Source organism: Cupriavidus sp. 30B13, from assembly GCF_049059565.2.
Taxonomy (GTDB): domain Bacteria; phylum Pseudomonadota; class Gammaproteobacteria; order Burkholderiales; family Burkholderiaceae; genus Cupriavidus.
Window position 1 is genome coordinate 176170 of sequence record NZ_CP188224.1, and the last position, 19687, is coordinate 195856.

At 70.9% G+C, this 19687-nt stretch carries 18 protein-coding genes; 9 read left to right on the forward strand and 9 right to left on the reverse strand.

The genetic code is table 11. The features are described 5' to 3' along the window. Positions 1 to 5: 5 nt before the first annotated feature. The 3 genes from ACKI2N_RS20160 to ACKI2N_RS20170 form a co-directional block, all read right to left on the reverse strand. Positions 6 to 1100, reverse strand: coding sequence for a polysaccharide biosynthesis/export family protein (locus ACKI2N_RS20160; RefSeq protein WP_420997541.1), 1095 nt, complete (start codon positions 1098 to 1100; stop codon positions 6 to 8). A gap of 407 nt (positions 1101 to 1507) precedes the next feature. Beyond that, complete coding sequence (locus ACKI2N_RS20165; protein WP_420997519.1) at positions 1508 to 2386, reverse strand: response regulator transcription factor; 879 nt, start codon at positions 2384 to 2386, stop codon at positions 1508 to 1510. A gap of 394 nt (positions 2387 to 2780) precedes the next feature. After that, complete coding sequence (locus ACKI2N_RS20170) at positions 2781 to 3218, reverse strand: hypothetical protein (RefSeq protein WP_420997518.1); 438 nt, start codon at positions 3216 to 3218, stop codon at positions 2781 to 2783. Here ACKI2N_RS20170 and ACKI2N_RS20175 point away from each other — a divergent pair. The 7 genes from ACKI2N_RS20175 to ACKI2N_RS20205 all read left to right on the forward strand — a co-directional run bounded on the left by ACKI2N_RS20175 (position 3217) and on the right by ACKI2N_RS20205 (position 11388). Further along, positions 3217 to 4053 carry a class I SAM-dependent methyltransferase gene (locus ACKI2N_RS20175; protein ID WP_420997517.1) on the forward strand — a complete coding sequence of 279 codons (837 nt, stop codon included), beginning with the start codon at positions 3217 to 3219 and terminating at the stop codon, positions 4051 to 4053. The genes ACKI2N_RS20170 and ACKI2N_RS20175 overlap by 2 nt on opposite strands. 7 nt (positions 4054 to 4060) lie before the next feature. Beyond that, entirely contained in the window at positions 4061 to 5278 is a 1218-nt protein-coding gene (locus tag ACKI2N_RS20180) for a glycosyltransferase (protein WP_420997516.1), read from the forward strand. Between the two features lie 9 nt (positions 5279 to 5287). Next, positions 5288 to 6577, forward strand: a complete 1290-nt coding sequence (locus tag ACKI2N_RS20185) for a hypothetical protein (protein ID WP_420997515.1) — start codon at positions 5288 to 5290, stop codon at positions 6575 to 6577. After that, entirely contained in the window at positions 6574 to 7620 is a 1047-nt protein-coding gene (locus tag ACKI2N_RS20190; protein ID WP_420997514.1) for a glycosyltransferase family 2 protein, read from the forward strand. The genes ACKI2N_RS20185 and ACKI2N_RS20190 overlap by 4 nt, the downstream gene beginning before the upstream one ends. After that, the gene (locus tag ACKI2N_RS20195) at positions 7617 to 8789 is read left to right on the forward strand and encodes a glycosyltransferase family 4 protein (RefSeq protein WP_420997513.1); all 1173 of its coding nucleotides are present in this window, start codon (positions 7617 to 7619) and stop codon (positions 8787 to 8789) included. Before ACKI2N_RS20190 ends, ACKI2N_RS20195 begins: the two co-directional genes overlap by 4 nt. Beyond that, the gene (locus tag ACKI2N_RS20200; protein WP_420997512.1) at positions 8783 to 10126 is read left to right on the forward strand and encodes a hypothetical protein; all 1344 of its coding nucleotides are present in this window, start codon (positions 8783 to 8785) and stop codon (positions 10124 to 10126) included. Before ACKI2N_RS20195 ends, ACKI2N_RS20200 begins: the two co-directional genes overlap by 7 nt. Before the next feature lie 62 nt (positions 10127 to 10188). Next, positions 10189 to 11388, forward strand: a complete 1200-nt coding sequence (locus tag ACKI2N_RS20205; protein WP_420997511.1) for a glycosyltransferase — start codon at positions 10189 to 10191, stop codon at positions 11386 to 11388. Between the two features lie 148 nt (positions 11389 to 11536). Here the strand turns inward: ACKI2N_RS20205 and ACKI2N_RS20210 are convergent, their stop codons facing one another. The 6 genes from ACKI2N_RS20210 to ACKI2N_RS20235 form a co-directional block, all read right to left on the reverse strand. Beyond that, positions 11537 to 12820 carry a glycosyltransferase WbuB gene (locus ACKI2N_RS20210; RefSeq protein ID WP_420997510.1) on the reverse strand — a complete coding sequence of 428 codons (1284 nt, stop codon included), beginning with the start codon at positions 12818 to 12820 and terminating at the stop codon, positions 11537 to 11539. Continuing rightward, positions 12817 to 13896 carry a glycosyltransferase gene (locus ACKI2N_RS20215; protein WP_420997509.1) on the reverse strand — a complete coding sequence of 360 codons (1080 nt, stop codon included), beginning with the start codon at positions 13894 to 13896 and terminating at the stop codon, positions 12817 to 12819. Before ACKI2N_RS20215 ends, ACKI2N_RS20210 begins: the two co-directional genes overlap by 4 nt. A 1-nt stretch (position 13897) precedes the next feature. Beyond that, positions 13898 to 14917, reverse strand: coding sequence for a GDP-L-fucose synthase family protein (locus tag ACKI2N_RS20220; RefSeq protein WP_420997508.1), 1020 nt, complete (start codon positions 14915 to 14917; stop codon positions 13898 to 13900). After that, positions 14910 to 16142: a GDP-mannose 4,6-dehydratase gene (gene gmd, locus ACKI2N_RS20225; RefSeq protein ID WP_420997507.1), complete on the reverse strand. Its 1233-nt coding sequence runs from the start codon at positions 16140 to 16142 to the stop codon at positions 14910 to 14912. Before gmd ends, ACKI2N_RS20220 begins: the two co-directional genes overlap by 8 nt. After that, entirely contained in the window at positions 16129 to 17553 is a 1425-nt protein-coding gene (locus tag ACKI2N_RS20230; RefSeq protein WP_420997506.1) for a mannose-1-phosphate guanylyltransferase/mannose-6-phosphate isomerase, read from the reverse strand. Before ACKI2N_RS20230 ends, gmd begins: the two co-directional genes overlap by 14 nt. A gap of 239 nt (positions 17554 to 17792) precedes the next feature. Next, positions 17793 to 18125, reverse strand: a complete 333-nt coding sequence (locus ACKI2N_RS20235; protein ID WP_420997504.1) for a hypothetical protein — start codon at positions 18123 to 18125, stop codon at positions 17793 to 17795. 683 nt (positions 18126 to 18808) lie between these two features. On the opposite strand from ACKI2N_RS20235, the gene ACKI2N_RS20240 reads away from it, so the two are divergent. Together ACKI2N_RS20240 and cynS are read left to right on the forward strand one after the other, a co-directional pair. Next, entirely contained in the window at positions 18809 to 18937 is a 129-nt protein-coding gene (locus tag ACKI2N_RS20240) for a hypothetical protein (protein WP_420997503.1), read from the forward strand. 30 nt (positions 18938 to 18967) lie between these two features. Then, positions 18968 to 19411 (forward strand): cyanase, encoded by a 444-nt coding sequence (gene cynS, locus ACKI2N_RS20245; RefSeq protein ID WP_420997501.1) that lies wholly within the window; start codon positions 18968 to 18970, stop codon positions 19409 to 19411. Positions 19412 to 19687 lie beyond the last annotated feature (276 nt).

Genomic DNA, 19687 nt, shown 5'->3' on the forward strand with positions numbered 1-19687 from the left:
GGCGTCTATTTGATGGCCGTCGCCGAGCCGATGACCGGGCCCGTCGACGGAATCAGCAGGTTCATCACGCGGCTCCAGCGCACCAGCTCGCGCGCGTCCACGTACACCACGTCCTTGGCTTCCAGCTCGAAGCCTTCGGCGATGGCCAGCGCCACCGGCGAGGTGCCGTCGAGGTGGTAGACCTTGGGCTGGCTGTCGGCCGCCTTGCGGATCACGAAGATCTGCTCGGCGTTGGCCGAGCCCGGGTTGACGCCGCCGGCGTCGCCGAGCGCCTCGTTGAGGGTCATGCGGCCGTTGCGCATGAGCAGCGTGGTGGGGCGCACCACTTCGCCGGTGACGAAGATCTTGCTGTCCTCGCGCTGCTCCACGCGCACGATGTCGCCGTTCTTGAGCATGATGCGCGACGGGTCGACGCCGCGCGCCAGCAGTGCCGGGATGTTGATGCGCCAGCTGCGTTCGCCGCGCGTCAGGCGGATGCGGCTGTTGTCGCCGGTCAGGTTGACCACGCCGCCGGCGCGGTTGAGCGCCTCGATCAGCGTCATCGGCGCGTCGTCGATGGGCAGCATGCCGGGCGTGCGCACTTCGCCGTCGACGTAGACGCGCTGGCTGCGGAAGGCCAGCACGCGCACCGTCATCTGCGGATCGCGCACCACGCGCGAGAGCACGCGCGCGATCTGGTCGCGCACTTCGTTGGAGGTCTTGCCGGCGACCTTCATCACGCCGGCGTAGGGGAACTGGATGTCGCCCTGGGCGCTGACCACGTAGCCGGGCACGTTGGCGCCGCCGCCCACCGCAGGAATCTCGTAGGCCGCGCCGATGCTGTAGGTCTGGTTCGGGAAGACCAGCTCGGGATGGTCCCACACCACCACCGAGACGATGTCGCCGGGGCCGATGCGGTAGGGCTCGGGCGTGCCGAACAGTTCGTCGATCTTGTCCAGCTCGCGCTGGGCCACGTTGTGCTGGCTGCGCACCAGATCCAGCGTGATGGGGGTAATGTCCGGCATGGCGTCGGGCCCCACCGCGGCGACCGGCGCCTTGGGATCGAAGTGCATGCCCGGCGAGCCGGCGCACGCGCCCACCAGCAGGGCCGCGCACAGCATGGCGAGTGCGGCCAGGGGGCCGTGCGCGCGGCGCCGGCCGTGCCGCCGTGCGTCCTGCCGTTCGTCCGTGCGTTGCGCTTCCAGGTCGATGGTCTCGTTCACGGCAGCCTCCCCGCTGTGACGGGCCCGGCGCAACGACTGCGACAGTCTCCCGTGTTGTCATCCTAGGACGCCCAGCACCTCCCATCGGTGCGCTGTCCCACATTGGCAGGGGCTCGGAGGCCCGGCGCAAAGCGGCGCCAGGCAAGGCCTGGCGGGTCGCGCGGAGGGGTGCCGGCGGGCCGCTGGCGACGATGGATTGGCGGCTCGCGACGACAGAATGGCGACGAAGAAAAGCACAACGGGAAGCGTCTCCGGACAGGCCCGGCTACGCTTCCCGCACAAGCCGCCCGCGGCGGGCCGCGGCCCTAGCGCATCGCCGCCGAGGCGCCGGCGCCGTACTCGGCGGAGGCGCGCACCGAAGTGCGGGGCGCCGCGTCGTCGCCGCTGACCCACTCCAGCGAGGCGCCGCGCTGCAGCGCGGCGTAGACCGCCTCGCCCTTGTTGCGCACCTTGAGCCGCTGGTACAGCGTGCAGGCATGGCTCTTTACCGTGGCCACCGAGATATTGAGCATGCGGCTGACAGTCTTGATCGGATGGCCGCGCGCGAGCAGCACCAGCACTTCGTACTGGCGCGGCGTGATCTGCAGCATCTCGGCTTCGTCGTAGGCGGTTTCGCCGTGGCTGGCGCCGCCGGCGTCGCCGGCCACGGCCTCCTGGCGTGCCACGGTGGCCAGCGAATCACGCGAGGAAGGCGTGCCCAGGATGCGTCCGCCCGACGGGCCGCAGGCCGCGCCTTCGGCCAGCGGCGCCAGCACCGGCACGCGGCCGCCCAGCGGATAGCCGCCGGCCGCGCCGTGCTGGCGGCCGTTCGCGCCGCGCACGTGCTGGCCGCCCACCATCGCCAGCCGGATGCCGGCTTCCAGCACGGCCAGCGAAGCGGACTTGGGCAGGCAGCCGCAGATGCCCTGCGCCATGGCCAGCGCGGGGATCTGCAGAGGCAGGACGTCGGCGAGCAGCAGCAGGCGCTCGGCGCTGAGCACGGACCGCACTTTGTTGAGGAGTTGCCAGCCGGTATCGGGATCGGCCGGCATGCCGAAGACGAGGAGGTCGCAGTGGTTGCCGTCGAGCAGGGCAACGTCGGCCGGATCGACCGTGATGACGTGGTCCACGCCGTGGATGCGCTCGAGCATCTGCAGCAGGCCCAGACGCAACAGAGGGTGACCCTCGATGAGCAGTGCGTTCATGTTCTTATTCCCCCGTTTGATTGCGGCAGGAAACAGGTTGAACGCAGCGGAATAATGACCTGTACGACCCAAGTTCGCTGACTTGCGCCGCCCCGATTTATCCCCGTACTACCGCCAGGCCGGTCCCGCTCGTCTTATTGTCGGGAACTGACCGCATGCCGGAAGGCTGACCCCCTGAACCCACCCCAAATGCCATTCGTCTTAAAACGAATTAAGGTCATCTTATGGTCTGGTCTGCACGAAATCAAGTTGCGTTGCCGGCGCCCGGACAGGGTTGGAGGGGTTCCCTTTCATCATCCGGAAAGCCTTGATGGGAGCCGGATGGCGGGGTACCCGAATGGGTGAGTCGTATTTCAAAAGATTAAGTATCAGCGGTGAAACAGTAATTTTCCGATTATGTTTCACCGCTGTAACCGAAAGGCCGGTGATTCAGGTTTTTCAATGTGCGCGGCACCGGCGCGGCAATGGCCTGACACAGTTTTGAAACTTGTCCCCCGGGTGGAGATTGGCGCATTCGCGCCGCGCCGCAGCGTCCGCGCATCCGTCCGCCGCGCGACAGACGGATGAGAGCCATCTCAGCCATCAGGATGAGGGGAGAGCCGCCGCCCTGAACTTCCGCCGCGCCGCCTCCGCCACGTTCGCCGCCGCGCCCGCATGCGCCGCCGCCGGTACCCGCGTTGCATTGCGGCATGCGGCGCCGAGCGTGTGTGCCAACGAACAGAACCCACTCCCCCGCCTCGGCATCCTCGATGCAACGCAGGCCGCTTCCCTGCCGCCGGCAGGTGCGGCGCGGCGCATCCGTTCGCGGGCTTTTCTCGGCGAGGTTCCCCATGGCATCAGACACGGCGCAGGATCGCATCAACCAGCATGCCTGGCGCAGCTGGGGCGCGCGGCGGTGGTTCGGCACCGCCAGCGAGTGGACCGATCCCGGCGAGGGCGCCGCCATCGCCTGGGTAGCCGCGCAGGTGCGCGGACAGCCGATCCTCGACGTGGGCGTGGGCGGCGGGCGCACGGTGCCGATGCTGCGCGCGCTCAGCAACGACTACACCGCGGTCGACTACATGCCGGAGATGGTCGAGATCTGCCGGCGCAACCATCCGGGCGTGCGCGTCGAGCAGATGGACGCGCGCGACATGTCGCAACTGCCCGACAACCACTTCGCGCTGGTGATGTTCAGCTTCAACGGCATCGACGCGGTGGACTACGCGGGCCGCCAGGCCATCCTGCGCGAGTTCGCGCGCGTGCTGCGCCCCGGCGGGCTGGTGCTGTTCTCCAGCCACAACATCCGCGGCCCCAGCTACCGCGAGAATCTCTCGATGTTCCTGCGCCTGCCGCGCCTGTCGGCCAATCCCGTCGCGGTGGGCATCGACACCGCGCGGGTGCTGTGCAACCTGCCGCTGGCCACCTTCAACTACCTGCGCCATTCGCGCCTGAACCGCGAGTTCGACGGCTACGCGATCCGCGTGTGCGCCGCGCACAAGTTCGGCATCGTGATCGTCTACACCGAGCTCGAGGCGCAGCGCCGCACGCTGGCGCAGCTCGGCCTGCACACCGAAGCGGTGTTCGGCAACGTGGACGAGGCACCGCTGCGCGCCGGCCAGGACCTGGCCGGCATCTACTGGTTCCACTTCATCGCGCGCAAGGCGGCCGGCGCCGCGCGGCAGTGAGCGCGCCATGAAGATCCTGCACGTCATCTCCTCGATCGACCCCGGCGGCGGCGGCCCCATCGAAGGCGTGCGCCAGCTGCGCGCGCCGCTGCGCGAGCGCGGCGTGCAGGTGCACGTGTGCTGCGGCGACGCGCCCGGCGCCGCGTACGTGCGCGACAGCGAGCTGGAGGTGATCGCGCTGGGGCCTTCCTCGCTGAAGTACGGCTTCAACCGCCGCATGGTGGCCTGGCTGCGCGCGCACGCCGAGGACTACGACGCGGTAGTGGTGGAAGGAATGTGGCAGTTCCACGCGCTGGCCGTGTGCCTGGCGCTGCGCGGCAAGCGGGTGCCGTACTTCGTCTTCACGCACGGCATGCTGGACCCGTGGTTCCGCCAGCACTACCCGCTCAAGCATCTCAAGAAGAGCCTGTACTGGCTGCTGGGCGACTACTGGGTGTTGCGCGGCGCGCGCGGCGTGCTGTTTACCTGCAGCGAGGAACGGCTGCGCGCCAGCGGCGCCTTCTGGCCCTACCGCTGCCATGAAGTGGTGGCCACTTATGGCACAGCGCAGCCGCCGCAGGACGCCGCGCGGCTGCGCGCGGCGTTCTTCGCCGCCTTTCCCGCCGCGCGCGGCAAGCGCAACGTGCTGTTTCTCGGCCGCATCCACGAGAAGAAGGGCTGCGACCTGCTGGTCGACGCGTTCGCCGGCGCGGCCGGGCAGTATTCGACGCCGCATCCGGCGCTGCACCTGGTGATGGCCGGCCCGGCAGACCCGGCCCTGCGCGCGGCGCTGGCGCAGCGCATCGACGCGCGCGGTCTGGCCGCGCACGTGACCTGGACCGGCATGCTCGCCGGCGACCTCAAATGGGGTGCGTTCCATGCGGCGGAGGTTTTCTGCCTGCCTTCGCACCAGGAGAACTTCGGCGTGGCGGTGGCCGAGGCGCTCGGCTGCGGCGTGCCCGTGCTGATCTCCGACAAGGTCAACATCTGGCGCGAGATCGTCGAGGACGGCGCGGGCCTGGCCGCGCCCGACACCGCGCGCGGCACCGCCGGCAGCCTGCAGCAATGGCTGCGCATGGACGGCGCGGCACAGGCGCGCATGCGCGCGGCGGCGCGGCAATGCTTCGCGCGGCGCTACCGCGCCGACCAGGCGGCGCAGCGGCTGCTCGACATCATCGGCCCGCACGTCGGCGCGCCGGCCGGCGCGGACGCGGCGCAGCCCGTGCGGCACGCGCCCGCGGGCTAGGGGCACGCCGTGAAGCTGCTCCACTTCCTCGTGTATGCCGTGCTGTCGCAAGGCATCGGGGCCATCACCGGCCTGCTGCTGGCGCGCTGGCTGAACGTGGGCGACTACGCCATCTACACCGTGATCGGCCTCATCATGGGCGCCATCTCGGTGGTCACCAAGGGCGGCATCCAGCTCGGGCTCAACGCGCTGCTCGGCAAGAGCTGGCCCGACCGCGAGCGCGCCGCCGAGTTGGTGCACGCGGCCATGGGGCAGCGCAGGAGGCTCTCCGCGTGGTTGCTGCCCGTGGTGCTGGCTATCGCCGTCTGGCTGCTATACCGCAACCATGCCGGGGTGGTGCTGATCGCGCTACTGCTGGCCCTGTTGCTGGCTTCCTGGTACTTCGACATGCAGTCGCACGTAGTGGACCAGGTACTGCTGTTCGCCAACCGCGCACCGGCGCTGCAGGCGCTCGATACCGCGCTGTCGGGGGCGCGCCTGGCGCTGTCGTCGGCGCTTTATGCGCTGGGGCTGCTGGGTGTGCTGGGCGCCACGCTCGTCAGTGCGTTGTGCGCGGGCTTGCGAGTGCCGGTGGTGCGGTGCTGGATCGCGCGCGAGATTCCCATACAGGGTGCGGACCAGCCGGCGCACACCGCACGCAGCGCCGCCGATGCCCGGTTCATCGGTAGCGTGGTGCGCCGGCAATTGCCGCTGGACGCCTTCTATTGCCTGCAGGGCCAACTGGTGTTCGGCATCGTCGCATTCCACGGCGCAGTCGGGCAGACCGCGGCGCTGGGCGCGCTGTCGCGCATCGGGCAATTGCTGGTGCCGGTCGGGGCGGTGGTGGCGGCCTATGTCATCCCGCGCTTCGCGCAGGCGCGCGAGGGCGTGCTGCGGCGCTTCGCGGGATGGGTGGTGCTGGCCTGCCTGCCTGCCGCCGCGCTGGTCGTGCTGGCGCTGGCGTGGCCGGGCCTGCTGCTGTGGCTGGTGGGACCCAACTACGCCACACTGCACGCCGAGCTGGTGGTGGCCTGCCTGGGCACCGGCCTGGCCAGCGTGGTGGGCACCGCCTGGCAACTGCTGGCCAACCGCGGACTGAACCATTTTGCCTTCGTGCAGGTACCGGTGGTGGTGGCGTGGTGCGCCCTCGCGCCGCGCCTGCTCGATCTCGCCACGCTGGATGGTGTGCTGTGGTTTCAGGTCGGGCTGTCGTCGGGTCTGGCCGCATCCATCGTCTGCGAAATCGCGGGCGCCGTGCGCGCCGGACGCTTGCTGCCGGCCGACGAACGCCTTGCCGCCAACGGAGGAGGCACGCCATGAGCGCTGCGCCCAGCGTCACGCTGATGATCCCGACCTACCGCCGCCTCGACATGCTGCAGCGCTGCCTGCACGCGGCCAGCGCGCTGGCGCCGGCGCCAGCGCAGTGGATCGTGGTCTGCCGCGGCGCGGCGGATGCGGACACCGCCGCCTGGCTGGCGCACGAGGCCCCGCGGCGCTATCCCCGCCTGCGGACGGTCATGGTGGCCGAGCCCGGCGTGGTGGCCGCCATGAATGCGGGCCTGCCCCACGTCACCGGCGAACTGCTGGCGATCCTGGACGACGACGCCCTGCCGCGCCCCGACTGGCTGGCGCGCCTGCTGCCGCATTTCGCCGATCCCGCGGTGGGCGGCGCGGGCGGGCGCGACGTGGTCTACCGCGAAGAAGACGGCTTGCCGCTGCCGCTGCCGGAGGTGCCGCTGGCAGGCTATCGCGATGGCTGGGGCCGGATCGTCGGCAACACGCACCGGGTCAGCGGTCCGCCGCGCGCGGTGGAAACGCTCAAGGGCTGCAACTGGATCCTGCGCCGCACCGCGCTGGGCACGGCACGTTTCGACGAGCGCCTGCACGGCCAAGGCGCGCAGCCCGGCAACGAGGCCTGGATGTGCCAGGTGCTGCGGCACGCGGGCTGGCAACTGGTGCTGGATCCCGCCGCCATCGTCGATCACTACCCGGCTGCGCGCTCCGACTACGGGCGCCAGAGCTTTGCGCGTCAGCGCTGTTTCGAGGAAGCCTGCAACATCACGGCGATCTCGCTGGCCTACGCGCCGCCGGGCATGCGCCTGCGGCTGGTGCTGTTCCAGCTGCTGATCGGCTCGCGCAACTGCCCGGGCGCCTACTACCTGGTGCACAGCCTGCTCAAGCGCCCGCGCTGCCTGCCTGGCCAGTTGCTGGGTGGCTGGGGCGGTTTCCTCGCGGGGTGCCGGCTGGCGCGCACGCTGCGCGCGCAGCCGCCGGGCCGGCCTGGCCGTCCGCCTGGCGCCGGCCGCGTGGCCGCATCCGGCGGCGCGGTGCTCGGCGCCGCGCCACGGGAGGGCGAAGCATGAAAGCCCTCGTCACGCATCCGGGCCTGCAGCATTCGCACCAGATGGCGCAGGCCCTCTATGAGCGCGGCATGCTCAAGCAGTACTGGTCCGGTGTACCGGTGCGCGCGCCGGGCGAGATCCCGCCCTGGTGGCTGCCGCCGGGCTATCGCGCCCGGCTGCGCGAGGTGTCGATACCGCGCGCGCTGCGCTGCCACCCAGTGTTCTTCGCGGGCGTGCTCAAGCTTGGCCTCAACCGCTACGTGGGCCGCTCTTCCTCGGCCTATGCCCATCGCATCTTCCACTTGTTCGACCAGTGGGCCGCGGCCCGCGTGGAAGCGGTCCGCCCGGATGTAGTGGTGGCCTACGAGAATTCCGCGCTGCGCACATTCGAGGCGGCGCGTCGGGTTGGCGCCAGGTGCGTGCTGGAAGCGCCAGCTGTGCACCACCAAGCTGCCGCGCGCATGGTGCCGGTCACGGACCGTGCCTACCTCGCGCAGATCAATGCGCAGAAGGATGCCGAGATCGCGCTGGCCGATCTCATCATCACCTGTTCGGATTTCGCCGCGCAGACCTACGCCGAAGCCGGCGTACCGTGCGCCAGGCTCAGGCCGATCCTGCTAGGCGCCACGCTGCCGGACAACGTGGTGCGCCACCGCGCGGCGGACAATGTGCGCTTCGTGTTCGCCGGGGCACTGCGCGTTGGCAAGGGCGTGGACCTGCTGCTCGACGCGTTCGCGCGGCTGCACGAACGCTTGCCGCAGACCGAACTGGTGCTCGCCGGTGCCTTGGTGGAAGCGGCCCTGGGCACGCGCCTGGCCGGCATGCCGGGCGTGACCCATGTCGGTGCGCTGCCGCAGGCGGCGCTGTTCCAGGTATTTGCCGACGCCGACTGCTTCGTGCTGCCGTCGCGCTTCGATTCCTTCGGCATGGTGGTGGCCGAGGCGCTGGCCTGCGGCACGCCGGTGCTGCTGTCCGAGCGCGTCGGCGCGAAGGAAATCATCGATGAATTCCCGCAGGCCGGCTGGGTGGTGCCACTCGACGCCGAAGCCCTGTACCAGCGCATGCTCGCCCTGTCCGCCGACCGCGCCGGGCTGGCGCGCGCACGCGGGCCGGCCCGGGTGGCCGGGCAAAAATACACCTGGGCCCGGTACCGCCAGGCCGCAGCCGACACGGTAGCCACGCTATGCTGAGCGCACCTCTTCTCTTTGCGGCCTCCGCCGCGCGCGCCGGGCGGGCGCATGTCTCCGTCTTCGGCAGGGTCTTTATCCTGGTCTTCGTGATCGCCGTGTTCGAGGGGGCCGCGCGCAAGTGGGTGTCGGACTCGCTCACCATGCCGCTGATCCTGCTGCGCGACCTGCTGGTGCTCTATGGCCTGTTCCACGCTGCGCGGCATTGCGGCTTCACCACCGCGCGCCGCAGCGTGCGCCTGCTGCTGCTGTGGTCTGCCATCGTCTGCTTCTGGGGCCTGCTGCAGCTCGTCGCGGGCCTCAACAGTTTCGGCGTGTTCCTGATCGGCGTGCGTTTCTGGCTGCTTTACCTGTGGTTCGCCTTCGCCGCCGCCGAAGTGCTTGAGGAACAGGACCTCGTCGCCATTTACAAGGTTTCGCTGCTGCTGCTGGCCTTCATGGCGCCGCTTGCGCTGGTGCAGCATTTCCTGCCGCCCGAGCACTTCCTCAACCGCCAGATCGAAGGCGACCCCGACCTGGTGTTCCGCGTCTCGGGCGACGTGGTACGCACCACCGGCACGTTCTCCTTCGCCATGGGCTACACGCTGTTCCTCGCCATCGTCTCGCCGATGGCGCTCAACGAGGTGCTCGGAGCCCGCAAGCCGGGCCTGGCGGGCAAGCTGCGCGCGCTCGTGGCGATGGGCTGCCTGCTGGTCGGCTCGCTGGTGAGCGGTTCGCGCGCGGCCATCATGCTGCTGCCGATCATCTTCAGTATCGGCATGCTCGCCAACCTGCGCTACGGCAACGGCGCGCGGCGCCGGGCGGCCCTGTCGTGGGGCATCGCCTCCCTCCTCATGGCCCTGTTCTTGGTGCTGACCGTGAGCTCGGCGGTGGATGCCACCATGGAGCGCTTCAGCTCGGCGGCGGATTCCGAGGACCTCGGAGCGCGGCTGGGCTCGATGTTCTTCAGCGTGGGCGACGATGCCACCAAGCAGCAGACCCTGCTCGGCAGCGGGCTCGGGCTGGGCAGCAATCTCGCCAATTACTTCCTGCAGACCGGGCTGCTGTTCGTCATCAGCGAAACGGAAACCGGCCGCGTGATCGGCGAGATGGGCCTAGTCGGCTATGTCGGCCTCGCGCTGAAGTTCCTGATCTTCTTCATCGGCATGCGGCGCGCCATGCGCGTGGCACGCCGCACCGGCGACTGCTTTCTCATCCTGATGTGGGCCATCGCGATCTTCGGGCTGACCTCGTGGGCGGTGGTGGGGCAACTGACCGCCAATGCGCTCAGCTTCGTCTTTGCCGGGATCACGCTGGCGGCAACGCGGCAGGCATGCGAGCGCCTGGACCGTGCTCGATGACCGGCGGCCGCGCCACCCGCCCGGCACCACGGCAATTCATCCAAGAACAATACCGGAACGCCATGAAGATCATCCTGTTGGGTCACCCCTCCTTCTTCGGCAGCCACAGCATGGACCGCTTCGCCGCCATGATCGTCGAGGGCATGCAGGCGCGCGGCCACCAGGCCGAGCTGTGGCGGCCGGCCGCCGTGATGAGCCGCCTGCCGGCGCGCGACGGCCTGTCCAAGTGGCTGGGTTATGTGGACCAGTACATCCTGTTCCCGCTGGTGGCCCTGTGGCGCCTGCGCCGGGTGGACAAGGACGTGCTGCTGGTGCTGGCCGACCATGCGCTGGGTATCTGGATGCCGCTGCTGCGCAACCGCCCGCATGTGGTGCATTGCCATGATTTCATCGCGCTGCGCTCGCTCGCCGGCGAGTTTCCGGAGCACGGGCTTTCGCCCAGCGGGCGCACCTACCAGTCGCTGATCCGCTGGGGCCTGACCCAGGGCAAGGCCTTCGTCACGGTTTCCAACAAGACCATGCGCGACCTGCGGCGGCTGCATCCCTGCCCGCCCGAGGCGGCCTGGGTGGTGTACAACGGCATGAACTACCCGTTCCGCCGCGAGGGCACCGCGCAGGCGCTGGCGTGCCTGCGGAGCGCGGGCGTGACGGGCGGCGACGCCCCCGGCATGCTGCTGCACATCGGCGGCAACCAGTGGTACAAGAACCGCGAAGGCGTGCTGGCGCTCTACGCCGCCTACTGCCGGCAATGCCCCGCGGCGCCGCGCGCCTTGTGGATGATCGGTGGCGAGCCGAGCGTGGAAATGCGCGAGGCGGCCGCGCGCGCGATCGCGCTGGGCGGCAGCGTGCGCTTTCTCACCGGCCTGCCGACGCAGGCCGTGCAGGCGGCCTACTCGCTGGCCGCGGTGCTGCTGTTCCCGAGCATGGAGGAAGGCTTCGGCTGGCCCATCATCGAGGCGATGGCCTGCGGCGCGCCGGTGCTCACCACCAACCGCGCGCCCATGACCGAGATCAGCGGCGGCCTCGCGCAACTGCTCGAACCGCTGGTGGAAAGCGACATGGACGGCTGGGCGGAGCGCGGCGCGCAGGTACTGGCCGGCATGCTGGCCTGGCCGGCCGAGCGGCGCGCCGAGGTGGCCGCGCGCTCCATCGCCTGGGCCAGGAACTTCTCGACCGACAAGGCGCTGGACCAGTACGAGAGCATCTACCAGGGCGTGCTGGCCGCGGCGTCGGTGGAAGGGCGCGTGTCGGTGGACGCCTGAGCGGTGAGCGGACTTGTGCGTGCCGGCGGTGCCCGGTTGCCGCCGGACTTCCTCCGCGACAGGCTTTCGATTACCGGGGGTTTGCTCCTTCTCTTCTCCCGCCCGCAGGAGAGGGAGGGGGACACAAGCGGCAGCCCGGTCGCCCCGCCTATTCGCCCCCCGCCCCCGCGGTCGCCGCCGCGGCCTGCAATGGTGGCCGCGCCAGCGCGAACAACATCCTCTCCAGCTCGCCAAGCACCATGTCGCGGTCCAGGTGCTGCTCCGCCCAGCGGCGCCCGGCGGCGCCGAGATGCGCGCGCAGGGCCGGCTGCGCGGCCAGCGTTCCGATGGCGCCGGCGAGTGCCTGCGCGTCGCCGGGCGGCACCAGCACGCCGCACTGCGCCACCACCCGGCCCAGCTCCGTGCCCGGCATCGCGGTGGCGACGACGGGCCGCGCGCTGGCCAGCATGCCGGTCAGCTTCGACGGCATGACGAGGTCGGCGGCGCCGGCGCGCTGCGGCAGCAGGTGGATGTCGGCGGCGCACAGCAGCGCGGCGAAGCGGTCGGCGGGCTGCAGCGGCAGCAGGCGCACGCGCGGCAGTCCGGCGCAGGCCGCCGCCAGCGCGTCGCGCCCGGCGCCGTCGCCGCAGAAGACGAAGTGCAGCGTCTCGTGGCCTTGCAGCAGGCGCGCCGCCTCGGCCATGACGTCGAGCCCCTGCTTGGCGCCCATGTTGCCGGCGTAGAGGGCCAGCACGGCGCCGGGCGGCAGCTCGAGCATGCGCCGCGCCAGCGTGGCGTCGGCATTGCCTGCGCCACCTCCGCCACTTCCGACCTCGCGCAGGTTGACCCAGTTGGGCAGCAGCGCGGCGCGATGCGCCTCGGTGCCCTTGCCGCGCGCCAGCGCGACCATCGCCTGCGAGATCGACGAGACCCGGTCGAAGCGCGACATCAGCCGCTGCTCCACGCGCTGCGCCAGGCGCTGCAGCCAGGGCCGGCGCAGCAGCCCGAGCGCGAAGGCGGCATCGACCTCGTAGTCCTGCACGTGCAGCCAGGTCTTGCAGCCGCTCCAGCGCGCGAACAGCAGCGCGGCCGGCGCGCACATCAGCGGCGGCTCCACCACGAACAGCACGTCGGGACGCCAGCGCAGCTGCAGCATCAGGCTGGGCAGGCTGGACACGGCGAAGCTGGCCAGGTGCAGCAGGCGCGCGGCGCCGGTGGGCCGGCCCGGCACCCACAGCGGGGCGCGGAAGACTTCCACCCAGCGGCGGCGCTCGCGCCGGTACTGCCAGGCGCGGTAGCCTTCGGCCACGCGCCAGGCGGGGTAGTAGGGCGGCGCGGTGACCACGCGCACTTCGTGGCCGCGCGCGGCCAGCCACTCCGCCTGCTCGCAGGTGTACTTGCCGATGCCGGTCAGCTCGGGCGCGTAGTTGAGGCAGTACATCAGTATCTTCATGGGCGGGCTGCTCCGGCGGCCATGATCCGCACGCAGCCGGCGGCGATGGCGCGGCCGGCCGCGGTGGGCGAGTGCGCCAGCGCGGCGGCCTGGCAGCGCGCGGCGCTGGCGGCGGCGTCGCCGAAGCGCGCGGGCACCTGCGCCAGGCGCCTGGCCAGCGAGCCGGCGTCGCCGGGCTTGAAGTAGAGGCCGGTGACGCCGTCGCGCACCAGCTCGCCGGCATCGTCGTTGTTGACGCTCACCACCACCGGGCAGCCGTAGCTCAGCGCCTCGCGCACCAGCGGGTGCCAGCGCTGGTCCGCGTCGGGCAGCACCAGGCAGCTTGCCTTGCGGTATTCGACCGCGACGTCGTCGGGCGGCATCGCGCCGAGAAAGCGCACCGAGGTGCCCAGCCCGAGCGCGTTGGCGGCCGCGCGCAGCGCGCCGTAGCCGGCGCCCTCGCCGACCAGGGACAGCGTGGCCGCGGGCCAGTGCGCGCGCGCGCCGGCAAAGGCGCGCAGCAGCAGCGTCATGGCGGCGCCGTGCGCGAGCGGGCCCACGTACAGGTAGTGCGGAGCGTGCGGCGGCGGCGCCAGCTCGGCGCGCGCGCGCAGTTCGGCGGCGGCGTCGAAGCCGTCGGGCAGCACCGCGGGCGGGCGGCACGCAAAGATCTTGCGCGGCGGCACGTCGGCGGCAATGGCGCGCGCGCAGCCGCGGTCGGTGCCGACGAACACGCCGTGGCAGTGGCGCAGCAGCACCGCGTCGGCGAACGCGCCGAGGCGCCCGGGCATGCTGGCGAAGGCCGCGCCGTGGAAGAAGGCCGCGCGCCGCCGCTGCATCGCCATGCTGGCCAGCAGCATGGTCCAGTTCTCCAGCCGCGTCTGCCCGGCCAGGATCACCAGCGCGCCGGGGCTCAGCGCGATGGCGCGCACCTGCTGCAGGCAGCGCCGCCACAGGCCCGCGCCCGCCGCGCCGGCGGGAAAGACGATCTGGCCCGGCCACAGGCTGCCGGCGGGCGCCGCGCCGCCCTGGGCCGCGGGCGCTGCGCCGGCGCGCGGGCGCGCCGGTTTGCCGAGGTTGCGGAACAGCGGCTTCATGTCAGGCCTCCACGCGTTGTGCGGGGGCGGTGCCGTGTGGCAGCCTCCCGCTCTGCAATGCATCCAGGTAGGCCAGCCGCAGGCCGTCGCGCAGCGTCACGGCCGGCTGCCAGCCGGTGGCGGCGAGCGCCGTGCAGTCCAGCCGCTTGCGCGGCGTGCCGTCGGGCTTGCGGCGGTCGAAGACGATGCCGCCGCGAAAGCTCACGGTCTGCGCCACCAGCCCCGCCAGTTCGCGGATGCTCACCTCCTCGCTGCTGCCCACGTTGAGGAAGCCGGCCGGCGCGGTCTGGCGGTACACGTCCTGCGGCAGCGCCATCACGTGCAGGCAGGCCGCGGCGAGATCGTCGGCATAGAGGAATTCGCGCAGCGGCGCGCCGCTGCCCCACACCGCCACGTGCTCCGCGTGCGCCATGCCGGCTTCGTGGAAGCGCCGCAGCAGGCCCGGGATCACGTGGCTGTTGTCGGGGTGGTAGTTGTCGCCGGGCCCGTACAGGTTGGTCGGCATCACGCAGCGGTAGTCGGTGCCGTACTGGCGGTTGTAGCTTTCGCACAGCGCGATGCCGGCGATCTTGGCCAGCGCGTAGGGCGCGTTGGTGGGCTCGAGCGGTCCGGTCAGCAGCGCGGACTCGCCGATCGGCTGCGGCGCGAACTTCGGATAGATGCAGCTCGAGCCGAGGAACAGCAGGCGCGTCACGCCGGCGCGCCAGGCCTCGTGGATGACGTTGGCCGCGATCATCAGGTTCTGCTGGATGAACTCGGCCGGATAGGTGTGGTTGGCATGGATGCCGCCCACGCGCGCCGCCGCCAGGTAGACCTCGTCGATGGCCTCCGTGGCGAAGAAGGCGCGCACCTGCTGCTGGTCGGTCAGGTCGAGTTCGGCATGCGCGCGCGTGACGGTGTCGGCCAGCGCGCGGGCCTGCAGCGCGCGCACGATGGCCGAGCCGGCCATGCCGCGGTGGCCCGCGACCAAGACGCGGGGGCGCCGCGCGGGGCCGCGCGGGCGGGCGGCGTGCTCACTCATGATGGTCGTAGGCGCGGAAGCCGGCCAGCTTGACGAAGGCGTCGCGGCGCGCGGCGGCGAAGTCGGCCTGCACCATCTCGCGCACCAGTTCGGCAAAGCTCGTACGCGGCGCCCAGCCGAGCTGCGCGCGGGCCTTGCCGGCGTCGCCCAGCAGGGTCTGCACTTCGGTGGGACGGAAGTAGCGCGGGTCCACGCGCACGATCACGTCGCCCACCTTGCAGCGTGCCGTCACCGGCGCCGCGTGGCGGTCGATGGCGGCCACCACGCCGGTCTCGTTCTCGCCTTCGCCCTCGAAGCGCACCGCGATGCCCAGCTCGGCCGCCGCGCACTGCACGAATTCGCGCACGCTGTGCTGCTCGCCGCTGGCGATCACGTAGTCCTCGGGCGCGGCCTGCTGCAGCATCAGCCACTGCATTTCCACGTAGTCGCGCGCATGGCCCCAGTCGCGCAGCGCCGACAGGTTGCCCAGGTACAGCGTGTCCTGCAGCCCCAGTGCGATGCGCGCCACGGCGCGCGTGATCTTGCGCGTGACGAAGGTCTCGCCGCGCTCGGGGCTTTCATGGTTGAACAGGATGCCGTTGCAGGCGAACATGCCGTAGGCCTCGCGGTAGTTCACCGTGATCCAGTAGGCGTACAGCTTGGCCGCGGCGTAGGGGCTGCGCGGATAGAAGGGCGTGGTTTCCTTCTGCGGGATTTCCTGCACCAGGCCGTACAGCTCGGAGGTGGACGCCTGGTAGAAGCGCGCCTGCTTTTCCATGCCGAGGATGCGCACCGCCTCGAGCAGGCGCAGCGTGCCCAGCGCATCGGTGTTGGCGGTGTACTCCGGCTCCTCGAACGACACCTGCACGTGGCTTTGCGCGGCCAGGTTGTAGATCTCGTCGGGCTGCGACTGCTGCACCACGCGCACCAGGCTGGCGGTGTCGGTCATGTCGCCATGGTGCAGGATCAGGCTGCGCCCGGGTGCCTGCGGGTCCTGGTACAGGTGGTCGATGCGCTCGGTGTTGAACAGCGAACTGCGGCGCTTGACGCCGTGCACCTCGTAGCCCTTGGCGAGCAGCAGTTCGCACAGGTAGGCGCCGTCCTGGCCGGTGACGCCGGTGATCAGCGCGCGCCGCGCGCGTGGCGGCGTGCCGGTGGCGGGCTCGCGCTGTTGCCCGGGCTGTTGCCCGGGCTGGTGCTCGCGCGCCGCGAGCCGGCCGAGGGGGTCGAGTTCATGTGCGCCCATAGATATCTGCCATCCGGATGATGTCGTCTTCGCCGAGGTAGGAGCCGGACTGGATCTCGATCAGCTCGAGCGGGATCCGGCCGGGGTTTTCGAGGCTGTGGGTCTCGCCGATCGGGATATAGGTGGACTGGTCCTCGGTCAGCAGGTATTCCACGTCGCCGCGCCGCACGCGCGCCGTGCCCGACACCACCACCCAGTGCTCGGCGCGGTGGTGATGCATCTGCAGCGAGAGCTTGGCGCCAGGCTTGACCGAGATGCGCTTGACCTGGTAGCGCGCGCCGTGGTCCACCGCGTCGTACGATCCCCACGGGCGGTACACCTGCCGGTGCTGGGTAGCCTCGGGGCGGCCCTGGCCGCGCACCAGCTCGACCAGTTGCTTGACGTCCTGGCAGTGGTCCTTGTGCACCACCAGCACCACGTCCGGCGTCTCCACCACCATCACGTTGTCCAGCCCCGCCACCGTCACCAGCCGGTGCGAGGCATGCACCAGGCAGCCCTGCGCGCGATGCGTGACCACGTCGCCGATCGCCACGTTGCCGTCGGCGGTCTTCTCCGCGGCCTGCCATACCGCGTCCCAGGAGCCGACGTCGCTCCAGTCGGAGGACAGCGGCGCCATCTGCGCGTCGCGCAGGTGTTCCATCACGGCGTAGTCGATGGAGTCGGCGCGGCAGGCGGCGAACGATTCGGCGTCGAGCCTGAAGAAGTCGAGGTCGCGCTGGCCGCGCACCATCGCCTCCTGCGCGGCCAGCAGGATGTCCGGCGCGAACTGCTCGAGCGCGGCGAGATAGGTCGAGGCGCGGAACAGGAAGATGCCGCTGTTCCAGAAGCAGTTGCCTTCCTGCAGGTAAGCCGTGGCGACGTCCAGCGAAGGCTTCTCGACGAAGCGCGTGACCGCCAGCAGCGTGGCGGCATTGCTGGGCACGGCCTTGATGTAGCCGTAGCCGGTGGCGGCAAAGGTGGGCACCACGCCGAGCGTGACCACAGCGCCCGCGGCGGCCACCGCGCTGGCCTCGCACACGGTGCGCGCGAACGCGGCGCGGTCGTGGATCAGGTGGTCGGAGGGCAGCACCAGCAGCACCGGGTCGGCGCCGCCGCCGCGCGCCTGCAGCGCGGCCACGGCCGCGGCCGGCGCGGTATTGCGCGGGCACGGCTCGAGCATGATGGCGGACAGCTCGCAGCCGGCCTCGCGCGCCTGCTCCGCCACCACGAAGCGGTGCGCTTCGTTGCTGACGAGGATGGGCGCGCGCGCGCCGGGAATCTCGCGCAGGCGCAGCAGCGTGTCCTGCAGCAGCGAGTCGCGCCCGAGCAGGCGCAGGAACTGTTTGGGATAGCCGTCGCGCGACAGGGGCCACAAGCGCGAGCCAGCGCCGCCGCACAGGATGACCGGTACGATCTGGTTGTCGTCTGGCATGGCACGCCTCCTTCACGCAGCACGAGGCCTGGCTCGCGCAGGGCGGGCCCGGGTGACGGGTAGTGAAGTGACTGTATGCCGCGCCCGCGGCGGGGACTGTTGGCTAACACACACAGGGGGGGGCCGCCGCGCCGCCGCGCCGCGCGGCCCGCCAAATGCAACGTCCCCGCCGGGGCGGGGACGTTCGGTGCAGCGCGTGCCTCAGCGCACGCGCAGGCGGGCGGACCTTCCGCGAACCTTCAGCGCGCCCAGTAGCCGGGCCGCATCACCCAGCCGCGCGGGCCCTGCACCCAGCGTTCGGGCACGTAGCGCTGGCCCGGCCGGGCACGGGTCCAGTAGCCGCCGCGCCAGTCGTAGCGGTTGCCGGCGGCGACCCAGTGGCCGGGCACCCAGGCCTGGCCGGGACGGGCGGCCGGGCGCGGCTCGTAGCGCGGCGGCGGCGGGGCCGGGCGTACGTAGGCGGGCCCGCCGTGGTAGCCCGGAGGATAGGGCTGGGCCTGTGCCGGCGAGATGATGCCAAGCGCGGCGCCGGCGGCGAGGGTAGTGAGGGCGAGCAGCAGTTGGCGTTTCATGATTCAGCTCCCAGTGATGCGGTTGGTACGGTCGAGACGGTTGGTACGGTGGTGCGGTGCTGCCTGTGCTGGCAGCCTGCGTTCATGCCTGGCCGCGCTCAGTAGCGGTCGTGATAGCGGTATGGCGGCGGGCCGCCGCGCGGCGGCACCACGATGCAGGCGGACAGCAGCGCGGACGCGGTGCAGAGGAGGACGACGAGGGAGATGGCGCGTTTCATGTTCGGGGGCTCCGTGGCTGGCTTGGTGTTGAACACGGCTTCACTGTAGCCAGCGGCATGGCGCCGGTGTGCTTGCACTTGTAAGGGGTGTTCACATTTGCGCGGGACCGCGCGAGGCGCGCGAAACGCTCCGGCGCACTTCCTGTGCCGGCTCGCCAGGCCTTGCCGGCATTGGCCGCGCGGACATTTCCGCGTATCGCGTCCGCCACCCGCGGCGCCAGCGCAAAGTCCCGGATAGGCGTAATGTGGCGTTACATCGGAAATAATTCACGCAAGGTTTTGCGTGTGCAGCGCGGCCATTCGCGGGCTGCCCGACGGTCGCGCTGCACTGCTTGAGGGCGCGGCGTCGGGCCGCGGGTGCGTGCCGGGCGCCGCCGTTCCCTGCGGCAGTGCGCCGGCGCCTTGCGCGCCATGCCGCCCAATGGCATGAACCTTGCGCGGTGCGCTTCGTCACGGGAGAACGCCATGCCCATCCTCCTCCTCGTACTCGCGCTGCAGGCCGCCCTGGTGCCGGGCGCCACCACGTTTGCCGCGATCGCGCGCTACGACAGTGCGCGCCTGGCCGCCAGCGCCGGGCCGGGCGGGCTGCCCTGACCTCATTCCAACCGACAGGAGGCCTGTGAAATGAACCGTAGCGACGTAACCGACCTGATCATCGAAGCCAAGGTCACCAAAGGCATCCGCTGGGCCGACGTGGCCGCGAAAGTCGGCAAGAGCAAGGAGTGGACGACCGCCGCCTGCCTCGGCCAGATGGCCTTCGACGGCCCGGGCGCGCAGGCGGTGATGGAAATCTTCGGCCTGCCGCCCGAGGCCGAGCCCTGGCTGCGCGCGGTGCCATACAAGGGCTCCTTGCCCACGGCGGTGCCGACCGATCCGCTGATCTACCGCTTCTACGAGCTGATCAGCGTATACGGCACCACCTTCAAGGCCCTGATCCACGAGGAGTTCGGCGACGGCATCATGAGCGCGATCGATTTCCGCATGGACCTGCAGCGCGAGCCAGATCCCAACGGCGACCGCGTGCGCATCGAGATGTCGGGCAAGTTCCTGCCCTACAAGACCTACTGAGCGGCCGGCGGGCGATGCGCCGCGGGTGGCGGCGCATCGCGCAGAAACGGGTACGCCTGCGCAGAAATGGGTACGCATCCCGCTGCCGGGGCGGGGAGGCATTCGCTCTTTTTACCGGGTTTGGCTTGCCTGCCGCACTGGCGGAAGCTTCGGAACGGTGGGAAATCGCCGCGGCGGAGCGTTTTCCCGGGCGGACCGGGCCTTGATGGGCGACGCAGAAACGGGTATGCACGCACGTTTCGCTCCCGCAGAAACGGGTACGCTCGCTGTCCTGAG